20 protein-coding genes are annotated in these 18,050 nt (G+C 60.5%); 10 read left to right on the forward strand and 10 right to left on the reverse strand.

The genetic code is table 11. The features are described 5' to 3' along the window. Positions 1 to 28: 28 nt before the first annotated feature. Positions 29 to 1,432: a DEAD/DEAH box helicase gene (locus ONZ54_RS12420; RefSeq protein ID WP_271786300.1), complete on the forward strand. Its 1,404-nt coding sequence runs from the start codon at positions 29 to 31 to the stop codon at positions 1,430 to 1,432. A 69-nt stretch (positions 1,433 to 1,501) separates the two neighbouring features. Here the strand turns inward: ONZ54_RS12420 and ONZ54_RS12425 are convergent, their stop codons facing one another. The 4 genes from ONZ54_RS12425 to ONZ54_RS12440 all read right to left on the reverse strand — a co-directional run bounded on the left by ONZ54_RS12425 (position 1,502) and on the right by ONZ54_RS12440 (position 3,677). Continuing rightward, positions 1,502 to 1,948 carry an acetyltransferase gene (locus ONZ54_RS12425; protein ID WP_271786301.1) on the reverse strand — a complete coding sequence of 149 codons (447 nt, stop codon included), beginning with the start codon at positions 1,946 to 1,948 and terminating at the stop codon, positions 1,502 to 1,504. A 32-nt stretch (positions 1,949 to 1,980) separates the two neighbouring features. Continuing rightward, on the reverse strand, positions 1,981 to 2,313 hold the full coding sequence (locus ONZ54_RS12430; protein WP_271786302.1) for a GNAT family N-acetyltransferase: 333 nt from the start codon (positions 2,311 to 2,313) through the stop codon (positions 1,981 to 1,983). Positions 2,314 to 2,359: 46 nt separating this feature from the next. Further along, on the reverse strand, positions 2,360 to 2,692 hold the full coding sequence (locus tag ONZ54_RS12435) for a YnfA family protein (RefSeq protein WP_059167499.1): 333 nt from the start codon (positions 2,690 to 2,692) through the stop codon (positions 2,360 to 2,362). Positions 2,693 to 2,831: 139 nt separating this feature from the next. Continuing rightward, entirely contained in the window at positions 2,832 to 3,677 is an 846-nt protein-coding gene (locus ONZ54_RS12440; RefSeq protein ID WP_271786303.1) for a DUF5718 family protein, read from the reverse strand. 398 nt (positions 3,678 to 4,075) lie between these two features. On the opposite strand from ONZ54_RS12440, the gene cyaB reads away from it, so the two are divergent. The 5 genes from cyaB (at position 4,076) to ONZ54_RS12465 (ending at position 7,568) form a co-directional block, all read left to right on the forward strand. Further along, a complete protein-coding gene (gene cyaB / locus ONZ54_RS12445) occupies positions 4,076 to 4,651 on the forward strand; it encodes a class IV adenylate cyclase (RefSeq protein WP_271786304.1) in 576 nt (191 codons plus the stop codon). Further along, a complete protein-coding gene (locus ONZ54_RS12450; protein WP_005311066.1) occupies positions 4,648 to 5,040 on the forward strand; it encodes an NUDIX hydrolase in 393 nt (130 codons plus the stop codon). Before cyaB ends, ONZ54_RS12450 begins: the two co-directional genes overlap by 4 nt. Positions 5,041 to 5,236: 196 nt before the next feature. Next, positions 5,237 to 5,743, forward strand: coding sequence for a GNAT family N-acetyltransferase (locus ONZ54_RS12455; RefSeq protein WP_271786305.1), 507 nt, complete (start codon positions 5,237 to 5,239; stop codon positions 5,741 to 5,743). A gap of 247 nt (positions 5,744 to 5,990) precedes the next feature. Then, positions 5,991 to 7,109: a glycerol dehydrogenase gene (locus tag ONZ54_RS12460; protein WP_131730623.1), complete on the forward strand. Its 1,119-nt coding sequence runs from the start codon at positions 5,991 to 5,993 to the stop codon at positions 7,107 to 7,109. Positions 7,110 to 7,226: 117 nt separating this feature from the next. Then, the gene (locus ONZ54_RS12465) at positions 7,227 to 7,568 is read left to right on the forward strand and encodes an antibiotic biosynthesis monooxygenase family protein (RefSeq protein WP_271786306.1); all 342 of its coding nucleotides are present in this window, start codon (positions 7,227 to 7,229) and stop codon (positions 7,566 to 7,568) included. A gap of 24 nt (positions 7,569 to 7,592) precedes the next feature. On the opposite strand, the gene pdxY is transcribed toward ONZ54_RS12465, so the two are convergent. The 3 genes from pdxY to ONZ54_RS12480 form a co-directional block, all read right to left on the reverse strand. Beyond that, the gene (pdxY, locus tag ONZ54_RS12470; protein ID WP_058394442.1) at positions 7,593 to 8,456 is read right to left on the reverse strand and encodes a pyridoxal kinase PdxY; all 864 of its coding nucleotides are present in this window, start codon (positions 8,454 to 8,456) and stop codon (positions 7,593 to 7,595) included. A 377-nt stretch (positions 8,457 to 8,833) separates the two neighbouring features. Beyond that, positions 8,834 to 9,589, reverse strand: a complete 756-nt coding sequence (locus ONZ54_RS12475) for a DUF429 domain-containing protein (protein ID WP_271786307.1) — start codon at positions 9,587 to 9,589, stop codon at positions 8,834 to 8,836. A gap of 78 nt (positions 9,590 to 9,667) precedes the next feature. Continuing rightward, positions 9,668 to 10,231: a VC2662 family protein gene (locus tag ONZ54_RS12480; protein ID WP_271786308.1), complete on the reverse strand. Its 564-nt coding sequence runs from the start codon at positions 10,229 to 10,231 to the stop codon at positions 9,668 to 9,670. 317 nt (positions 10,232 to 10,548) lie between these two features. Here ONZ54_RS12480 and ONZ54_RS12485 point away from each other — a divergent pair, with 317 nt between their 5' ends. The 4 genes from ONZ54_RS12485 (at position 10,549) to ybcJ (ending at position 13,587) form a co-directional block, all read left to right on the forward strand. Further along, positions 10,549 to 10,899 (forward strand): phasin family protein, encoded by a 351-nt coding sequence (locus ONZ54_RS12485; protein WP_021138288.1) that lies wholly within the window; start codon positions 10,549 to 10,551, stop codon positions 10,897 to 10,899. 93 nt (positions 10,900 to 10,992) lie between these two features. After that, entirely contained in the window at positions 10,993 to 12,777 is a 1,785-nt protein-coding gene (locus ONZ54_RS12490; RefSeq protein ID WP_271786309.1) for a class I poly(R)-hydroxyalkanoic acid synthase, read from the forward strand. Next, positions 12,774 to 13,178 (forward strand): MaoC family dehydratase, encoded by a 405-nt coding sequence (locus ONZ54_RS12495; RefSeq protein WP_058394446.1) that lies wholly within the window; start codon positions 12,774 to 12,776, stop codon positions 13,176 to 13,178. The genes ONZ54_RS12490 and ONZ54_RS12495 overlap by 4 nt, the downstream gene beginning before the upstream one ends. Positions 13,179 to 13,353: 175 nt before the next feature. Beyond that, a complete protein-coding gene (ybcJ, locus tag ONZ54_RS12500; RefSeq protein WP_010674882.1) occupies positions 13,354 to 13,587 on the forward strand; it encodes a ribosome-associated protein YbcJ in 234 nt (77 codons plus the stop codon). A 145-nt stretch (positions 13,588 to 13,732) separates the two neighbouring features. Here ybcJ and ONZ54_RS12505 read toward each other — a convergent pair whose 3' ends face one another. The 3 genes from ONZ54_RS12505 to ONZ54_RS12515 form a co-directional block, all read right to left on the reverse strand. Then, positions 13,733 to 14,206 carry a DUF4442 domain-containing protein gene (locus ONZ54_RS12505; RefSeq protein ID WP_271786310.1) on the reverse strand — a complete coding sequence of 158 codons (474 nt, stop codon included), beginning with the start codon at positions 14,204 to 14,206 and terminating at the stop codon, positions 13,733 to 13,735. A gap of 156 nt (positions 14,207 to 14,362) precedes the next feature. Continuing rightward, complete coding sequence (locus ONZ54_RS12510) at positions 14,363 to 16,114, reverse strand: ABC transporter transmembrane domain-containing protein (protein ID WP_265430997.1); 1,752 nt, start codon at positions 16,112 to 16,114, stop codon at positions 14,363 to 14,365. Positions 16,115 to 16,190: 76 nt separating this feature from the next. Next, the gene (locus ONZ54_RS12515; RefSeq protein ID WP_271786311.1) at positions 16,191 to 17,927 is read right to left on the reverse strand and encodes an ABC transporter transmembrane domain-containing protein; all 1,737 of its coding nucleotides are present in this window, start codon (positions 17,925 to 17,927) and stop codon (positions 16,191 to 16,193) included. Between the last annotated feature and the right edge of the window lie 123 nt (positions 17,928 to 18,050).

Consider the following 18,050-nt stretch of genomic DNA (forward strand, 5'->3'; position numbering starts at 1 on the left):
AGGCTCACCTCAGGAGTCTCTCTCGAACATGTCATTTAACGAACTGGGTCTGTCACCGCACATTCTGCGGGCCGTCAAGGAATTGGGTTACGAACAGCCAACCCCCATCCAGCAGCAAGCCATTCCGGCTGTGCTGGCAGGCCAGGATGTGCTGGGCGGCGCCCAGACAGGCACAGGTAAAACGGCCGGTTTCACCCTGCCCATGTTGCACCGTCTGATGGCCAACCATGGCCGTGGTGGCCGTCGTCAGGTACGCGCCCTGGTGCTGACCCCGACCCGTGAACTGGCCGCCCAGGTGGGCGAGAGCATCATCAAGTACGCTCATCACCTGCCGTTTCGCACCCTGATCGCCTATGGCGGCGTCAGCATCAAGCCCAACCTGGAGGCCATCAAGCTCGGCGTCGACATCCTGGTCGCGACCCCGGGCCGCCTGCTGGATCTGCTGACCCAGCGCGCCCTCACCCTGACCGAGCTGGAAGTGCTGGTGCTGGATGAGGCGGATCGCATGCTCGACATGGGCTTCATCACCGACATTCGCCGCATCATGAAGGCGCTGCCGGAAGAGCGGCAGACCCTGCTGTTCTCTGCCACCTTCTCCAACGAGATCAAGGAGCTGGCCGACGATCTGCTGAAGAGCCCGACCCTGATCGAGGTGAGCCCGAGCAACAGCACCGCCGAGCAGGTCAACCAGCGCATCATCAAGGTCGACCGCGAGCGCAAGCGCGAGCTGCTCTCCCACATGATCGGCCGCAATAACTGGCAACGGGTGCTGGTGTTCGTACGCACCAAGCAGATCGCCGACCGCCTCGCCCACCAGATGGAAAAAGACGGTCTCAATACCGTCGCCATCCACGGAGACAAGAGCCAGGGTGCCCGCAACCGAGCGCTGGCGGATTTTCGGGAAGGCAAGGTACGGGTGCTGGTCGCCACCGACATCGCCGCCCGTGGTCTCGATATCGATCAGCTGCCCCATGTGATCAACTTCGAGCTGCCCCAGGTGGCCGAGGATTATATCCACCGCATCGGTCGTACCGGCCGTGCTGGTCGTGGCGGCGAAGCCATCTCCCTGGTCAGCCAGGATGAACAGGATCAGCTCAAGGCCATCGAGTCCCTGATCGGCCTCAGCATACCGAGCGAGATCCTGGCCGGTTATGAGCCAAGCGGCAAACCGACTCGCCAGACCCTGCCGGGCAGCAAGCCGGTACAAAACCCGCCGCGAGATCGCGGCCATGCCAACGCCAAGCACAATGCCAAGGCACCCGCCAAGGGCAAAGGCAAGCCGGGAGCCGGCAAGCCCAAAGCCGATGGCAACAAGCAACCGGCGCCGGCGCGCCAGAAGGATCGCGGTGGCGTGGACGCAGGGCTCACCCCGATGCGCCGCCTGCCCCGGGCCCAGCGCGATAGCTATCAGGACAACTCCAACGAGGAGTAAGGCCGGCCATGAGCTGCCCGCACTGAAAAATAAAAAACCGCCTCGGCGGTTTTTTATTTGCGGGATAGATCACACCTTTTCGAAATCCGCCAGCACCATATGCAACAGCGGATAGGGTTTGCCCTGGCCATCCAGTGGCGAGCGCCCCGTCACGGCGAACCCCATGCGCTGGTAGAAGCCGAGCGCCTGTACATTCTGCTCGTTGACGTCCACCCTGGTTGCCCCTTGGCGGCTGATGGCATGGGCCACCAGCAGGCGTCCGATGCCACGGCCTCTTGCTTCGGGTGCGAGAAACAGCATCTCGATATTGCCATCGTGCACGCCGCAAAAACCGGTGATACCTGTGTCGTCCCTGGCACAGACCAGATCGACGGCCGCGAAATAGTGCTCCAGGATCAGCGGCTTGAGGGCATCTATCTCCTCCTCTGGCAGAAAGTGGTGAGTGGCGCGTACCGAGGCTTCCCAGAGGCTGATCAGGGTCGCGTGATCCCGCGTCTTTGCTTGTTCAATCTTCATGACATGACTCTTGTTGTGTGGCGCGAACAGCCTTACCGGAGAGGCTCGGCTGTGCCTTTGGCATCCACTTGCTTGATGACGAATCCCTTCTCGATGCCGGCCTTGAAACCCAGCTTTTCATACAGGCGGTGGGCCGCCTCACGCCCCTCCCCCGACAGCAGCATCACCTTGTAGCAATCCTGTTGGCAGGTGGCGGCAAGCTGTCCATCCACCTCGGCGACGATAAGCCGCACATGGGATTGGGCCAGCAAGGTGGCGAGGGCCGCCTCGGCTTCAACCAGCGGCGGATCATGGGGCCTCAGCTCCCTATAAAGGGTCAGCAAACCCGCTACGTCTTGTTCATTGCACGTTCTGATCACCACCATGGGGGTCCTCCTGATCTTGTTCCCGATGCAGCGTCACCCATGGGCCCTAAGCCGGCCTTGGTGCAAACATGATGATGGCCATGCCGAGCAGCGCCACCAGCGAACCCACCAGATCCCAGAGTGTGGGTCTGATACCGTCCACCAGCCAGAGCCAGAGGATGGCGACAAAGATATAGACGCCACCATAGGCGGCATAGACACGGCCGGCAGCGGTCGGATGCAGTGAAAGCAGCCAGGCAAACAGCACCAGACTCAAACCCGCTGGCAGCAGCAGCCAGACACTTCGGCCCTGTGTCAGCCAGAGATAGGGCAGATAGCAGCCGACGATTTCGGCCACCGCAGTGATCAGAAACAGCCCGATCGTTTTGAGTTCTACCATGATGTGTCTCTATTGCCCTTGCTAAACAGGCTGAATGTTAAAATAAATCATCAGGTTATGTAAGCACAGCGAAAAAAGACGGGATTGGAATGGCAAGAAGGCGAGCCTTCCCCCGCGAGCACGGGGGAAGGTGGTGGTATTAGCGGGTTTTGACCGCTTGCAGCAGGGCTGACACATCCGGCCCGAACTGGCGGGTGCGAATGGCCTCGCGGATATCACTTTCGCTATAACGGCTGGCCGGATAGACCAGCACACAGGACGTATCGCCGGGCTTGAGGAAGTGGGTCTCACCAAACGGGGTATAACGGGTGGCGCCTATGCTGATCAGTGCATGTGAGGGGTGCCCAGCCTGGGCCAGCAGCCCCTGAATATGCTCTGCCGGGCCCTCATCCTGCTGATGGTTGAACTTGTCGATGGCCCAGTCCAGCAGCTGTCGATGAAAATAGCTGTAATCAACGGCGGCGCTGTCTACCCCGTAAACGTGCAGCTCGCCATTGCGCTCCAGATAGCAGGCGATGCGATAGTCATCAAGCTCGCAACCCGCGGTAAAACCACTGAGTGGCAGCAGATTGTCTGCCAGCCCCTTGCTCTCTTCCCCCCAGTTTTTCTTCTCGCTGATCTTCTTGGCATTGGGACGACGAATGGAGCAGTCGTTATAGGCCCCAAAGGCGCGAGGATGGATGGCCACCACCTGGGTACCTGCGTACTCCAGCTCGCACCAGAGCGCCACTTCCGGCTCGATCTGCACCTTCTCGTCACCGCTGACCGCCGCCTCTGGCAGCAAGATCGCCTTCTCGCTCAGGGGGAAGACGCCGAGCTGACCCGGGTGACTCGGTACATAGAAGGGAAACAGCGCCTTGGGCGCTGTGGTATCACGCACCACCACAGCCACGAAATCCGAGGCTTCTCCAGCTTGCTCCAGGTGGCCGGCAAAGTTGCCCGCCACCCCGAGTCCGATAAATTTGCTCTCTGCTGTCACTTGCATCTGATCACCTGCATCTTGCCAAAGCTGGGGCAGCCGATCCACCAAACGGGATCCGCTACCACGAAAGTGGCAAGGATTAAACCACAGGGGCCCGCCCCCGCCCAGCCCTGGCGCCCCATCCTGTGCGCCAGACCGAACTTTTCGGCATCCGCTGGCGCGTCTATGGGCAGAGGCTCACGGTCAGTTGACTACCCCTTGCTTCACGCGGACCAGGGTCATGGATCAACAATTAATGAACTCTGCTGATCAACTTTTGATACAGGGAGAGAGTTCACTGGGAGTAGCCTACGGCGAGAAACCGATCGTTTCCACAGTCTGCACGGCTGCCCCTTGGGCCTGCCGGTCAACTTTGCTAGGCTGCCTGCCATGCAAATCCGCACACTCAAGGATGCCAGCCAATGTCATCACAGCACTTTCAGGGCCGCTATGAAGTCGAATTCAAATATCGACTGGATGACAGACCCGCCTTCATCTCCACGCTCAAGACGCTGGATCCGGAAGTCATGCTGGAAAACAATCTGGAACAGGACAGCTACTTCGACACACCGGAACCAACCCTGGCCACAGAGGGCAAGAGCCTGGTGATCCGTACCATGCAGCCTTCCGGCATAAAGCTCTGGATCGTCAAGGGGCCCGAGCGGGATCGCTGCGAGGCGGTCAATATCACGGACGCCGACAAGGCTGCGAGCATGCTGCAGACCCTGGGTTATCAGCAGGTGCTGGCCATCAGCAAGCGGCGCAGCATCTACTTCGTTGGCCCCTTCCACGTCACGCTGGATCACTTGGACGGGCTCGGCGACTTTGCCGAGCTGGCCATCATGACCGATGACGAGACCTTGCTGCCCAGCTATCGCCAGCAGTTGCAGGATTTAGCCACACGGCTCGGCCTCTCCTCCAGGCAACTCGAAACCCGCTCCTATCGCACCCTGTGCGAGCAGAGCCTCACCCTCAACTCAGAGAGACTGCCCTCATGATCGACAAACTCGCCTGGCTGACCTTCAAGGATCAGCAACTGCTCTGCGCCCGTTCCCACGGCAAGGCCATCTACTACATTCCCGGCGGAAAACGCGAGGCGGGAGAGAGCGATGAAGCGGCGCTGATGCGAGAAATCGAAGAGGAGCTGAGCGTGACCCTGCAAGCTGACACCTTGCGCCTTGCCTGCGAATTCAGCGCCCAGGCCGATGGCAAGCCTGAAGGCGTGCAGGTCCGATTGCGCTGTTACACCGGCGAGGCCAGCGGTACACCTGTTGCCTCGGCCGAGATCGCCGAACTGCGCTGGCTCGATAGCCGCCACCTCGAACAGATTTCCCCCGTGTCCCGCCTGCTGTTCGCCTGGCTGGCAGAGCAAAACCTTATCCGCTAAGACGTGCGGCTGATGAACCCGTGGTGGGGCTGATGGACAAGCGTGATCCTGCGCACCCTGCAGAGGTGCCCGACTTGAAATCGGCATCAGAAAAGGCGAGTCTGACCAGCCATGCTGATGACACTGGATTGTATCTGTGCATTCAGCCGCAGCGGGCCAGACCCGCTGTCGCGACCACGTTTGACAAGGACTCTCGATGGACATAGTTGAGGTTGATACCACCCTGGGCATCAAGCCTGCGCTCATCACCCTGCTGCAAGACAGCGTGGCCAATGGCGCCTCGGTGGGATTTTTGCCGCCACTGACAGAAGAGCAGGGACTGGGATACTGGCAAGGGATCGAGACTGAGCTGGCAGCGGGCAGACGTCGGCTTTGGGTTGCCTTCGAGCAGCACCACCTGGTCGGGGCCCTGCAACTGGCGCTTTGCACCAAGGCAAATGGCCGCCACCGGGCCGAGGTAGAAAAACTGATGGTGCACAGCCACGCCCGTGGCAAGGGCGTCGGCCGCGCCCTGATGGCCGCCATGGAGCAAGGCGCCCGGGATAAGGGACGCACCCTGCTGGTGCTCGATACCCGGGTCGGCGACGTGGCATCCAACCTCTATCGCCAGCTCGGTTATCAGGAAGTTGGCCAGATCCCGGACTTTGCCCGCAATGCCGACGGTACCCTGGCCGCCACCCTCTTCTTCTACAAGCAGCTCTGATGAATGCCCTCCGGGAAAGCAATGCGCCCACTCTTTCCCCGGAGGGCGCATTGTGCTGCGGCGTTGCGCGCTTGTTCAAGCAGGGCACGCCCCTTTGCAAAAAACAATCAAAAACTCCAGTTGATTAATTTTGACAAGGAGCCTGCGCCATTACCCCTTCACCTGATGGCGAGCGAGGCGTATGGTGTGGCAGGAAGACCCGTTTGCATACCTAACGGGTGTCACTCACTGCCTTGAGGAATCCTGCATGCCTATTCTGCCTCGTACCGTCACCTCCCCCAAAAAGTTCATCATAGGTCACGACCTTCTGCCTCAACTCCATGATCATGTGAAAGATTTTGGCGACAACGCCCTGCTCGTCAGCGATGAGTTCATCCTGGAGCGGGTGCGCGAAGAGGCGCTGGCCGGTCTGCTGCAAGCGGGCTTGAAAGGACGGGTCGAGAAGTTCAACTACGAATGCACCGATATCGAGATCCGTCGCCTCTGCGATCTCGCCGAACAGCAGGGCGCCAACGTGATCGTCGGTATCGGCGGCGGCAAGACCCTGGATGTGGCCAAGGCGGTTGCCTTCTACCTGCGCCGTCCCGTTGTGCTGTTCCCCACCATTGCCTCCACCGATGCGCCCTGTACAGCGCTGGCGGTGATTTACAATCAGGCGGGCGAGTTCGAGCGCTACCTGTTCCTCCCCCAGAACCCGGACGTGGTGATCGCCGATACCGCCATCATAGCGGCGGCCCCTGCCCGCTTCTTCGCCGCTGGCGTGGGGGATGCCCTGGCCACCTATTTCGAGGCCCGCGCCTGCTATCGGGCCGATGGCATCAACTTGGTGGGCAAGCGCCCCTCCCGTACCGGACTTGGCCTGGCAAAGCTCTGCTATGAGCTGCTGGGGGAAAACATAGAAATGGCGATGGATGCCATTCACCATCATGTCACCACACCGGCGCTCGAGCAGATCATTGAAGCCACCATCTACCTGAGCGGCGTCGGCGCCGAGGCCGGTGGTCTGGCGGCGGCCCATGCGGTCAACAACGGCATGTCGGTAGTACCTGACTTGCACCGTGCACAGCACGGGGAGAAGGTGGTATTCGGTCTGCTGACCCAGCTGGTGCTGGAGCGCGCCCCCCAGACCGAGGTCGATGAGGTAATGCGCATCATCCAGGTTGCCGGTCTGCCCATGACCTTGCAGGAGATGGGGCTGACCCGTTTCATCGAGAGCGAGTGGCGCAAGGTGGCAGCGCTTGCCTGCGATCCCCTCGACACCATGGTCAATATGCCGATGGCCGTGAGCGAGCAGGATGTTTACAACGCCATGATAGCGGCCAACGCCATGGCCGAGCGCTATCGGGCCCGTTATCCGCGGGATTGATCCGGGATAAAACCCCTTGATGATCGCCCACGAACAAGGCCAGCCTGACGGCTGGCCTTGTCTGTTGTGGCCTGAACTGCTGAAATGGCGCTTCCCCCGTCAAGACAAGGAGTCATCATGATATTGGAAGTCGCCCATCTGCAGGTTGTCCCGGGTCAGGCCGCCGCCTTCGAACAGGCCTTTGGGCAAGCCCAGACCATCATCAGTGCCATGCCAGGGTACGCCGGGCACCAGTTGCAGCGCTCGCTGACCGATCCTCACCGTTATCTGTTGCTGGTCAGCTGGCAGCGGCTCGAAGATCACACCCAGGGCTTTCGCGGCTCCGCTCAGTACCAGCAATGGAAGGCACTGCTGCACCACTTCTACGACCCCTTCCCCACAGTGGAACACTATCAAGGAGTGGAACACTGTCAGGCAGTCGCGTTGGGAGTGAACACGGCGGCCCTGCCTGCCGTGTGATCATGGGCTCGAAGACCTGGATGCTCAGGCCAACCGCTCGGCGCGCACCTTGATCACTGGCTCGGCAAACGCATCCTGGGCTGAAATCAGTTGCAGTTCGTAAGCCTCTGCCTGCCAGGTGTGCAGCATCACAGTATCCACCGCCGCATTGGTTCGCTCGAAGGCAGTCACGGCATCGTAGCCGGTCTGCAGATTGGCCAGCATCAGAGCACTGATAAGATCCCCTACCCCCACTGGTTGGCGGGCAAACGCATAGAGCGGACGGGCGATCAGATAGTCGCCCTCGGGGGTGGCCAGCAGCATCTCGAAACGACCCGACTCCTGTGCGGCACGCCCCAGATGCTTGACCAGTACCATCTTGACCCCCTTGGCCAGCAGCTGATGGGCAGCCACCCGGGTCTGGGCCAGATCCGCCAGGTGGGTGTCACACAGTGTTTCCAGCTCCAGCAGGTTGGGTGCCATGATGTCGGCCACCGGCAGCGCCTGCTCGGTGAGAAAACGGGTGACGCCGGGGGCGACTATGCACCCCTTCTCCGGGTGCCCCATGACGGGATCGCAGAAATAGATCGCATTGGGATTGGCGGCCTTGACCGCGGCCACCACCGCCAGGATCTCGTCCCCCTGCTCGGCCGAGCCGAGATAACCGCTCAACACGGCGTCACACTGGCACAGCACCTCGATATCACTCAACCCCTTTACCAGGGCGCTGATGTGACCGGCAGGCATCGCCATCCCCTGCCAGCCCGCCGCGTACTGGGTGTGGTTGGAGAATTGCACCGTGTTGACGGGCCACACCTCCATGCCGAGACGGCGCATGGGAAACACGGCGGCACTGTTACCGGCACAGCCAAACACCACGTGGGACTGGATAGAGAGAATCCGTTTCATCGACATCACCGCAGAGAAGATCAGGGAAAGGCGCAATATATCGGATGAGGAGATTGCACTTCTACTTTTGTGCGGCACAAACCGCTATTTAGCCCTGGAAATCACCATCAAACGGTGAATTTGTCATCACAATCCCACCCCATGCCCTGTTAGTGCCGTTTTTGCCCTGCCAGACCAGGGGCGGTTCCACCTGGCTTGACCGAGCTTCACAGGGTGATTCCATGCTTTTGTTTGATGGCATATGAGAGCAATAAACCAGCATCTGGTCTGGCTGCGTGATGGCACTGAGGAAAGCAGAGAAAAACCCGGGTGCCCTGTATCACACCCTGCAGAAAAGGAGCAGAACAAGGCCGAGAGGTCAGTACTCGGCCCTGCTTTCAAGGGCGTGCGAAGTGATAGACCCAGCCTTCATCCAGTACCATGTCGGCGGGCGCTTGTATCAGGGGTGGCAGCAGAGACACAGTCCCCTTGGCGGCGTATTGCAACGCCATCAGGGCGCAGATGGCGGCGTCGTAGCGATCCGTGCCCGTCACCAACGCTGCAGGCAGATGGGGTTGCAGCTCTGCCCTGACAGCGGATGCCTTGCCACCCACTTTGGCCAAAGCGGGATAGACCTCCAGCACGGCGCGATCGGCCTGAGACTGCAGCTTGGGTACGAGTTGCAGATCCCCCAGCCGGGGCAGCATGGAGAGCGCCAGCGTGGCGTTGTTGCCGAGCCGGTCGAAGGTCGCAGAGAGGGGCTTCTTACCATATTGCCGGTGCAGCCAGCGCTCGCAATCGCGATAGGCATAAGGGTTGTCAATTTCGCGCTGGGGCACGGCGCACTCGGTCGCCCTCCCCGCCAGCAGATCGCCCAGGGCCCGTGGAAAGGCGAGCGGCGCATCGATACCCAGCGCCAGCTGCGGGCAAGCCAGCACCTGCATCAGATTCATCTCATCTTGCAGCGCCGGTCGCAGCAGGGCATCCAGATCCGGCGCCACCCGCGAACTCAGCCGGAACAGGGGCGACACACCAAACCAGTGCAGGCGCTGCTCGCGCGCCTGCCAGCCCACCACGGCCACCGCCTGGGCATTGCCCTGCCAGCCTCTCACATCCCAGCCGATGCCGATGGCATCCATGTGTTCCATTGTCATGCCCGTGTCACCTCTGCGCGCTATCAATGGAGCACAGGGTAATGGCTGCGCCTCCTAAAGCAAGGCCGGGAGCTGGCCTTAGAAAGATTTCTTGAAATTGATCAGCGGCAGTATGGGGAAAATACCGTTCTCGGCGTAGTTGGCAAGGCCTATCTGCAGCCCGTCCAGATGCTTGGTGGCATTGATGAAACCCAACTGAAAGGTGGTGCGTTCGGCATAGTTGACGAACCCGACGTTGGCCAGAGCATTGCCCTTGGCGATGTTGACGGCGCCCCAGTTCAGGCCCTGCACATTGTTGGTCAGGTTGACGAAGCCAAGGTTCACCCCCTTGTCCTGTCCCTCGTGCCAGTTGACGGCATTGATGGCCACCCCATTGAACTGGTGGCGCACCCGTCCGGCGCCGAGGAAGACGCCAAGCTGCAGGCCGCTGAACTGATCCACATCGGAGAGGGCCAAGATGGGCAGATCTATCCCTTTTACCTGACCGGTGCGGCCATAGAGAAAGGAGGCTCTGGCGCCTTCGACCTGATGGGAGGCAGGCAGATTGACACCGGGCAGCGAGACCTGGATCGGGGGGCTGGCATGGGAGACAGCGCTCAGGGCCAAAGAGCCACAGGCAAGCAAGAGGTGGGCAGGTTTCATCGGGGCTTTCCTTGACGGTCAGAGAGTGGCGCCAGCCTATCAGTACTGGCAGGAAGGAACGAGACCGGGCAGGCGTGGCTGCGTCATTCCCCGTCTGAATTCACTCGGCCACCTGGCCAGACCAGAATCAAAAATTAAGCAAAAATTAACATTTATATTATTTACATCAAGCCTCATTTGGTAACACAATGCTCAAACGTGCGTTTGAACAGAGCAAACGACACGCAACGACTTCAGGATGTAGTCGAACGGATGTAACCAAAGAATGGGCCTGTCGGCCTTTTGCAATACCCTGCTGTCAACCACGGAGACGCGCGATGAATATGGACGTAATCAAGACCTTTACCGAGCAGATGCAAGGCTTTGCTGCCCCCCTCACCCGTTACAACCAGCTGCTGGCCAGCAATATTGAACAACTGACCCGGTTGCAGCTGGCTTCCGCCAATGCCTATGCCGAACTGGGATTGAGCCAGTTGCAGGCGGTTGGCAAGGTGCAGGATGCCCAGAGCCTGGCGGCCCTCGGCACTGTGCAGCTGGAAACAGCAAGCCAGCTCTCCCGCCAGATGCTGGATGACATCCAGAAGCTCAATGCGCTGGGTCTGCAGTTCAAGGAAGAGCTGGATACCCTGGCGGCCGACGGCATCAAAAAGAGCACGGGCAAGGCCTGATATCCCCCTGGCTGCCCAATCCGGGCAGCCACATCTCCCCATGACCCGACACAACAGGCTCGCCCTGTCACGGGTGTGGGTGAAGGAGAGAACATGAGCCAATCATCTTACGGCCCGCTGTTCGAGGCCCTGGCCCACTATAACGACAAGTTGCTGGACATGGCCAAGGCACAGACAGAGCGCACGGCGCAGGCGCTGTTGCAGACCAATCTGGACGATCTGGGCCAGGTACTGGAACAGGGCACTCAGCAACCCTGGCAACTGATCAATGCCCAGATGAACTGGTGGCAGGATCAGCTCAAGCTGATGCAGCATACCCTGCTCAAAAGCGCAGGCCAGGAGAGCGAGCCGGTGATCACACCGGAGCGCAGCGATCGCCGCTTCAAGGACGACGCCTGGCGTGACCAGCCCCTTTATGACTACCTCAAGCAATCCTATCTGCTGACCGCCAAACACCTGCTGGCCTCGGTAGATGCGCTGGAAGGGGTTCCCCAGAAGAGCCGGGAGCGACTGCGCTTTTTTACCCGCCAATACCTCAATGCCATGGCGCCCAGCAACTTTCTGGCCACCAACCCCGAGCTGCTCAGGCTCACTCTGGAATCCGACGGCCAGAATCTGGTGCGCGGACTGGCCCTGCTGGCCGAGGATCTGGAGCGCAGCGCTGATCAGCTCAACATCCGCCTGACTGACGAGTCCGCCTTCGAACTTGGGCGGGATCTGGCCTTGACGCCGGGCCGGGTGGTGCAACGCACCGAGCTCTACGAGCTTATCCAGTACAGCCCGACCACGGAAACCGTGGCCAGGACGCCGGTGCTGATAGTGCCGCCCTTCATCAACAAGTACTACATCATGGACATGCGGCCCCAGAACTCTCTGGTCGCCTGGCTGGTCGCCCAGGGCCAGACGGTATTCATGATCTCCTGGCGCAACCCTGGGGTGGAGCAGGCCAATGTCGATCTCGACGACTATGTGGTCGATGGGGTGATCGCCGCGCTGGACGGCGTGGAAGCAGCCACCGGCGAGCGTGAGGTACACGGTATCGGTTACTGCATCGGCGGTACCGCCCTGTCGCTCGCCATGGGCTGGCTGACGGCGCGGCGCCAGAAACAGCGGGTGCGCTCCGCCACCCTGTTCACCACACTGCTCGATTTCTCCCAACCGGGGGAGCTTGGCATCTTCATCCACGAGCCCATCATAGCGGCGCTGGAGGCCCAGAATGAGGCCAAGGGCATCATGGATGGACGCCAGCTGGCGGTCTCCTTCAGCCTGCTGCGGGAAAACAGCCTCTACTGGAACTACTACATCGATAGCTACCTCAAGGGCCAGAGCCCGGTGGCGTTCGATCTGCTGCACTGGAACAGCGACAGCACCAACGTGGCGGGCAAGACCCACAACAGTCTGCTGCGCCGTCTCTATCTGGAGAACCAGCTGGTGAAGGGGGAGCTCAAGATCCGCAACACCCGCATCGATCTGGCCAAGGTGAAGACCCCTGTGCTGCTGGTCTCGGCCATGGACGATCACATCGCCCTCTGGCAGGGCACCTGGCAGGGCATGAAGCTGTTTGGCGGCGAGCAGCGCTTCATCCTGGCTGAATCGGGCCACATTGCCGGCATCATCAACCCGCCAGCGGCCAACAAGTACGGCTTCTGGCACAGCGATGCGAGCAGTGACACCCCGGACGCCTGGCTTGAGCAGGCAACCCATCAAAGCGGCTCCTGGTGGCCCGAGATGGCAGCCTTCATCAAGGGGCGTGAAGAGGAGGCCACGTCCGTACCCGCCCGCATCCCGAGCGAGGGACTGGAGGCGGCCCCCGGCGGTTATGTCAAGGTGCGGCTTAACCCTGTCTTTGCCAACACCCCGGAGGAGGAGCCCGCATGAACACACTCCCCCTTGAAATTGGGCAAAAAGCCAGCCTGACCAAACGGTTCGGCGCAGCCGAAGTCGAGGACTTCGCCGGCTTGTCGGAGGATTTCAATCCCCTGCACCTGGACTCGGCTTTTGCCGCTACCACGCCATTCGAGCGCCCCATAGTGCACGGCATGCTGTTGGCGAGCCTCTTCTCCGGGCTGCTGGGCCAGAAGTTACCGGGCAAGGGCGCCGTCTATCTGGGGCAGAGCCTCTCCTTCAAGCAGCCGGTGTTTGTGGGGGATGAGGTGACGGCCGAGGTGGAGATCATTGCCATGCGCAGTGACAAGCCCATCATCACCCTGGCTACCCGTATCCTTGCTGCTGGCGGCGCCCTCGCCGTGACCGGAGAAGCCGTGGTGAAGGTGGGCTGACATCAATACTTGCACTCCCTGAGTCAGCCCGGCACCCGCCGGGCTGACCCTTGTCGTTCACACTGTCACGCTGCTTTTATGATGCCTTCTCTACCCCGCCCTTTCATTGCTGGCCTGAACTGCCTAAAATACTCGCCCTGCTGTTTCAGCCATTCATCCATCTAGAGGATTTCCCATGGAGACGTTTCTGCTCGAAGGTCACCCCTTCGTTGCCTTGTGTGACCTGATCAAGCATCAGGGTTGGGCCGATTGTGGCGGCGCCGCCAAGGCGCTGGTCGCCGAGGGCCTAGTGGAAGTGGACGGTCAGGTCGAGACCCGCAAGCGCTGCAAGATAGTGGCCGAGCAGGTGGTCAACTTCAACGGCATGAAGGTCGTGGTAAAAGAAGGCGTGAGCCCTGAGATCCTCTGATCCCCGCAAGCACTACCAGCAGATCAGAAAAATGACCTAGTCAGTGGCAGGCATCCGCGACATGACAGTCGTGATGCAAGCGGAAGCGAGCCAGAAGACCGGCCGCTTCCCTCCTGCCTGGAGGTGCAAGTGAGCCGGTTGCTGACTAGCTGGCCTTGATCGACAAGGTCAGCACAAAGCGCGCCATCGCCTCATTCCCATTCAGTGACGGGCAAGTCGCCACCACCTGGATGGGACGATTGACTCTCTGCCCCGTCGCCAATGATTCGTCGATCATGGCATCTATCTCTTCCCCGGCGGCGCAATCAAACTGCACATCCGCCTCGGGCCGCTTCAGAAACTCCCCCTGTACATCTTTAAAAGCAAAATGTACCTTCTTGCCTCTCGTCCGTCCCTTCTCCATTACCAGCAATCCCCCCACCAGATCGGCACCGGTCGCCAGGGCGCCGAAATACATGCTGCCCAGATGGTTGCGAGTACGCCAGCCAAGGGGAATGCGAATGCGCAGTGCCTTCGCATCCATCCGTTCGATCACGGGGGCACAAAAGCCGATAACGGGAATGTAGCGCCAGGCAAACAGCCGGAGCGCCAGATTGGCTTTGAAACGTTGCAGGTCCATATGCAAACTGATCCGATGAGTTAATGTAAACGGCATGTTGCCATGCAACCACCCTGCTCTACAAGGTTGCCGATCACGCTTCTGCTGCTTGTCGGTGAACACAAAAAAAAGAGGGAACCCTCGGGCTCCCTCTCTTTTTTACAACGGGCCTGGCGATCAGGCCCGTTTCTCTTCCAGCCAGGCCCCCTGACTCTGCATCTCGAACAGCTGGGCGTAGTGTCCTCCCTGCGTCATCAGCTCACCGTGGGTGCCCCGCTCATTTACCTGACCGCGGGAAAGCAGCAGGATCTCGTCGGCATCGACTATGGTCGAGAGCCGGTGAGCGATGGCGATGGTGGTGCGGCCACGGCGGGCTGCTGCCAGCGCCGTGGAGAGCGCCAGCTCGGTCTGGGAATCCACGCTGGCGGTGGCTTCATCCAGGATGAGGATGCGCGGATCCCCCACCAGGGCGCGGGCGAAGGAGAGCAACTGCCGCTGACCGGCGGAGAGGTTCTTGCCCCCCTCCTCCATCAGGGTACTCAGCCCATCCGGCAGGCTCAGCACGAAGTCTGCCAGCTGTACCTCGGTCAATGCCTGCCAGAGGCGGGCCTCGTCGATGCCGTCACGGCCGAGCCGCAGGTTTTCCGCCAAAGTCCCAACGAAGATAAAGGGATCCTGCTGCACCAGACCTATGCTGCGGCGCACCGCCGCCAGCGACAGTTCAGCCATGGGGTGATCATCGAAACGGATAGTGCCCTGATCCAGCGGATAAAACCCCATCAACAGGCTGATGATGGTGGACTTGCCACTACCGGTGTGACCCACCAGCGCCAGCATCTGGCCAGGGCGAGCGGCAAAGCTCACCTCCCGCAGCACCTGCTGCTGGCCATCGTAGGAGAAGCTCACCTTGTCGAAGCTGACCCGCCCCTGCAACGCAGGACTCTCGCCTTGCGTGCTCTCACGGGACTCATCGAGCAGGGCAAATACCCGCTCCCCGGCCACCATGGCCTGTTGCAGCTGGTTGAGCTGGTTGGTCATCTCGATGAGCGGCTCTATCATGCGCCCCAGATAGCTGATGAAGGCATAGAGTACCCCCACCTGGATGGCACCACCGGCACTCAAGCCCTCGCGGGCAAACAGGGCCAACAGGCCGATCAACACCATCATGTAGAAGAGGTCGATAAGGGGGCGCAGCAGTATGCCGTTGATCTTGAGGCTCTTGAGGCGCGCCGACCAGTGCTGCTGATTCACCTCGGCAAAAGCATTGGCAAAGTGGCGCTCCTGTACCATGGCCTGAATGACCGGCATTCCCTGCAGCGACTCATTGAGGCGGCTGTTGATATCGGAGAGCAGGCTGCGGGTCGCCCGTACCACGGGCACGCTCAATTTCTGGTAGAGCCACATCACAGCCGCCACTGCCGGCAGCAAGCAGGCGCACACCAGCATCAACCGCACATCCAGCAGGGCCATGGAGATAAGGATGCCGCACAGCAGCACCACTTTTTGTACCAGCAGGCCGATCACCTGCACATAGAGGTTCATGATGGCCTCTGTGTCGTTGGTGATGCGGGAAATAAGCGAGCCGGAGCGATGTTGGTCAAAGTAGCGGGCCGGCAGCCGGATGGCGGTGGCAAACACTTGCTCGCGCAAGGTCTGCACCACAGCCTGGGCGATGCGGTTGAAACGCAGGGATTGCAGATAGAAACCCGCCGCCGAGAGCACTTGCAGGCCAAGATACCCAGCCGCGATGGCAGCAATGGGAGGCCACACCAGCTGACGCGGTGCCAGATAGTCATCGATAAAGAGCTTGATGAGCAGAGGGCCGGCCACTTCGGCGCCGGTGGCCAGCAGCAGGCAGATCCCCGCCTGAACCAGCCAGCGAGGATAACGGGCGCAATAAGCGAGCAGGCGTTTGATCGTTGGATTCACAGCGTCTCCCCACATCTTGTTCCAGAAGCGAGTAACGGGCGCAACCAGGCAGTCAGTCGCCATTCAATGGTCGGGTTCACAAACTCTCCTCTACATCTTGTTCCAGTCGCTGGTAACGAACCATGTCTGCATACCAGCCGTTGTGGGCCATCAGGGCGCCATGGCGGCCCCGCTCGCTGATGTAGCCCTGCTCCAGCACCAGGATTTCGTCGGCCTGCTCCACTGCCGTCATGCGATGGCTGACCAGGATCAGCGTGCGTCTATGGGCCTTGAGCGCTTGCAGTATCTGCTGCTCGGTATGAGCATCCACCGCCGACAAGGCATCATCCAGCACCAGGATAGGCGCCGCCAACAGCAGGGCGCGGGCAATGGAAAGTCGCTGTTTCTGACCACCGGAGAGGGTCACCCCCTTCTCCCCCACTTCGGTCTCATAGCCCTTGGGGAAGCGGCAGATGTCATCGTGCACACAGGCGATGCGCGCCACCCGCTCTATCTCCTCCTGGCTGGCATCGGGCCTGCCAAGGGCGATGTTGGCCGCTATGGTGGTGGAAAACAAAAACGGCTCCTGGGGCACATAGGCAAACTGGCCGCGCAGATCGCCAAGGGCTAGCTGCGCTATGGGCACGGCGCCCATGGTGAGCTCACCAGACGTGGGATTGGCAAGGCGCATCAACAGCTTGAGCAGCGAGCTCTTGCCAGCCCCGGTGCGCCCGACGATCCCCAGCATGCCGCCGCTGTGGAGGGTGAAATCGATACTGCGCAGCAAGGTGCGCTGATCCAGCTGATAGCTCACCCCCTTGGCCTTGATCGGGAAGGGAGAGACAAACGCCGCCGGCTCCGTCGGATCTTCGATGTCGCTGCGCTCGGCCAGCATGCTCTCGATGCGTGAATAGGCGGCGCTGCCCCGCTCTATGATGTTGAACAGCCAGGCGATGGCAAACATGGGCCAGATGAGCTGACCCAGATACATGGTGAAACTGGTGAGCTCCCCCAGCGTCAGCTCGTCACGCACCACCAGCACGCTGCCACCGGCAACGGCGAGAAAGTAGGAGCAACCGATACAGAGGTAGATGACGGGGTCGAACTTGGCATCAATGCGGGCCACCGCCATGTTGCACGCCCCCGCCTGTCGGGTCAGTTCGGCAAAGCCCTTGTCTTCCAGGGATTCAACCGCATAAGACTTGAGCACCCGCACGCCGGAGAGTGCCTCCTGGGTCTTGTTGTTGAGACGGGAGAAGGCTCCCTGCACCGCCTTGAACTCCTTGTAGATCTGAGTACCGAAGCGGTTCATGAAGAATGCCATCACAGGCAGGGGCAGCAGGGAGAGCAGGGTCAGCTGCCAGGAGTACTGGCTGCACATGATGGAGAGCACCAGCACCCCGACTATGATGGAGTCCACCAGGGTCAGCACCCCTTCCCCGGCTGTCATCTCCACCGCCTGGATATCGTTGGTGGCGTGAGCCATCAAATCGCCGGTGCGGTGGCGCTGGTAAAAATCGGGGCTCATGCGGGTGAAGTGGCTGAACAGTCGGTTGCGCAGCACATAGGCAAGCCGGTAGGAGGCACCAAACAACATGACCCGCCATACGTAGCGCAGCAGATAAATGAGCAGACCGAGCACAAACAGCCCCGCCAGATAGCCCATCAGGGTGTCGTTGTCGAGAGAACCTTTGGCGATGCCATCCACCACCCAACCCACCACTTTGGGCGGGATCACGGTCAACAGTGCCACCATCATCAGCAAGGAGATGGCGATCAGATAACGCCGCCACTGCTCCTTGAAGAACCAGCCTAGCCTTGAGAATACGCTCACGTAGATATCCTTTGTCGCGGCCAGCCCAAGGCTGCCGCCCGTCACGGGGAAACGTAATGCAATCGCCCCCAGAAGGGGGCGATACGAGAGGGTCATGATAGCCTGAAGTGGCTGGCTTGAGAA

The organism is Aeromonas salmonicida, assembly GCF_028355655.1.
GTDB lineage: Bacteria > Pseudomonadota > Gammaproteobacteria > Enterobacterales > Aeromonadaceae > Aeromonas > Aeromonas salmonicida.

What these genes read in the sequence shown, in the direction of transcription:
- ONZ54_RS12425 (WP_271786301.1), bottom strand. Translation starts at nt 1,948, where the DNA reads ATGAAGATTGAACAAGCAAAGACGCGGGATCACGCGACCCTGATCAGC.
- ONZ54_RS12460 (WP_131730623.1), top strand. Translation starts at nt 5,991, where the DNA reads ATGCCTATTCTGCCTCGTACCGTCACCTCCCCCAAAAAGTTCATCATA.
- ONZ54_RS12480 (WP_271786308.1), bottom strand. Translation starts at nt 10,231, where the DNA reads ATGAAACCTGCCCACCTCTTGCTTGCCTGTGGCTCTTTGGCCCTGAGC.
- ONZ54_RS12485 (WP_021138288.1), top strand. Translation starts at nt 10,549, where the DNA reads ATGAATATGGACGTAATCAAGACCTTTACCGAGCAGATGCAAGGCTTT.
- ONZ54_RS12465 (WP_271786306.1), top strand. Translation starts at nt 7,227, where the DNA reads ATGATATTGGAAGTCGCCCATCTGCAGGTTGTCCCGGGTCAGGCCGCC.
- ONZ54_RS12490 (WP_271786309.1), top strand. Translation starts at nt 10,993, where the DNA reads ATGAGCCAATCATCTTACGGCCCGCTGTTCGAGGCCCTGGCCCACTAT.
- ONZ54_RS12495 (WP_058394446.1), top strand. Translation starts at nt 12,774, where the DNA reads ATGAACACACTCCCCCTTGAAATTGGGCAAAAAGCCAGCCTGACCAAA.
- ONZ54_RS12430 (WP_271786302.1), bottom strand. Translation starts at nt 2,313, where the DNA reads ATGGTGGTGATCAGAACGTGCAATGAACAAGACGTAGCGGGTTTGCTG.
- ONZ54_RS12440 (WP_271786303.1), bottom strand. Translation starts at nt 3,677, where the DNA reads ATGCAAGTGACAGCAGAGAGCAAATTTATCGGACTCGGGGTGGCGGGC.
- ONZ54_RS12450 (WP_005311066.1), top strand. Translation starts at nt 4,648, where the DNA reads ATGATCGACAAACTCGCCTGGCTGACCTTCAAGGATCAGCAACTGCTC.
- ONZ54_RS12475 (WP_271786307.1), bottom strand. Translation starts at nt 9,589, where the DNA reads ATGACAATGGAACACATGGATGCCATCGGCATCGGCTGGGATGTGAGA.
- ONZ54_RS12455 (WP_271786305.1), top strand. Translation starts at nt 5,237, where the DNA reads ATGGACATAGTTGAGGTTGATACCACCCTGGGCATCAAGCCTGCGCTC.
- pdxY (WP_058394442.1), bottom strand. Translation starts at nt 8,456, where the DNA reads ATGAAACGGATTCTCTCTATCCAGTCCCACGTGGTGTTTGGCTGTGCC.
- ybcJ (WP_010674882.1), top strand. Translation starts at nt 13,354, where the DNA reads ATGGAGACGTTTCTGCTCGAAGGTCACCCCTTCGTTGCCTTGTGTGAC.
- ONZ54_RS12505 (WP_271786310.1), bottom strand. Translation starts at nt 14,206, where the DNA reads ATGGACCTGCAACGTTTCAAAGCCAATCTGGCGCTCCGGCTGTTTGCC.
- ONZ54_RS12435 (WP_059167499.1), bottom strand. Translation starts at nt 2,692, where the DNA reads ATGGTAGAACTCAAAACGATCGGGCTGTTTCTGATCACTGCGGTGGCC.
- ONZ54_RS12420 (WP_271786300.1), top strand. Translation starts at nt 29, where the DNA reads ATGTCATTTAACGAACTGGGTCTGTCACCGCACATTCTGCGGGCCGTC.
- cyaB (WP_271786304.1), top strand. Translation starts at nt 4,076, where the DNA reads ATGTCATCACAGCACTTTCAGGGCCGCTATGAAGTCGAATTCAAATAT.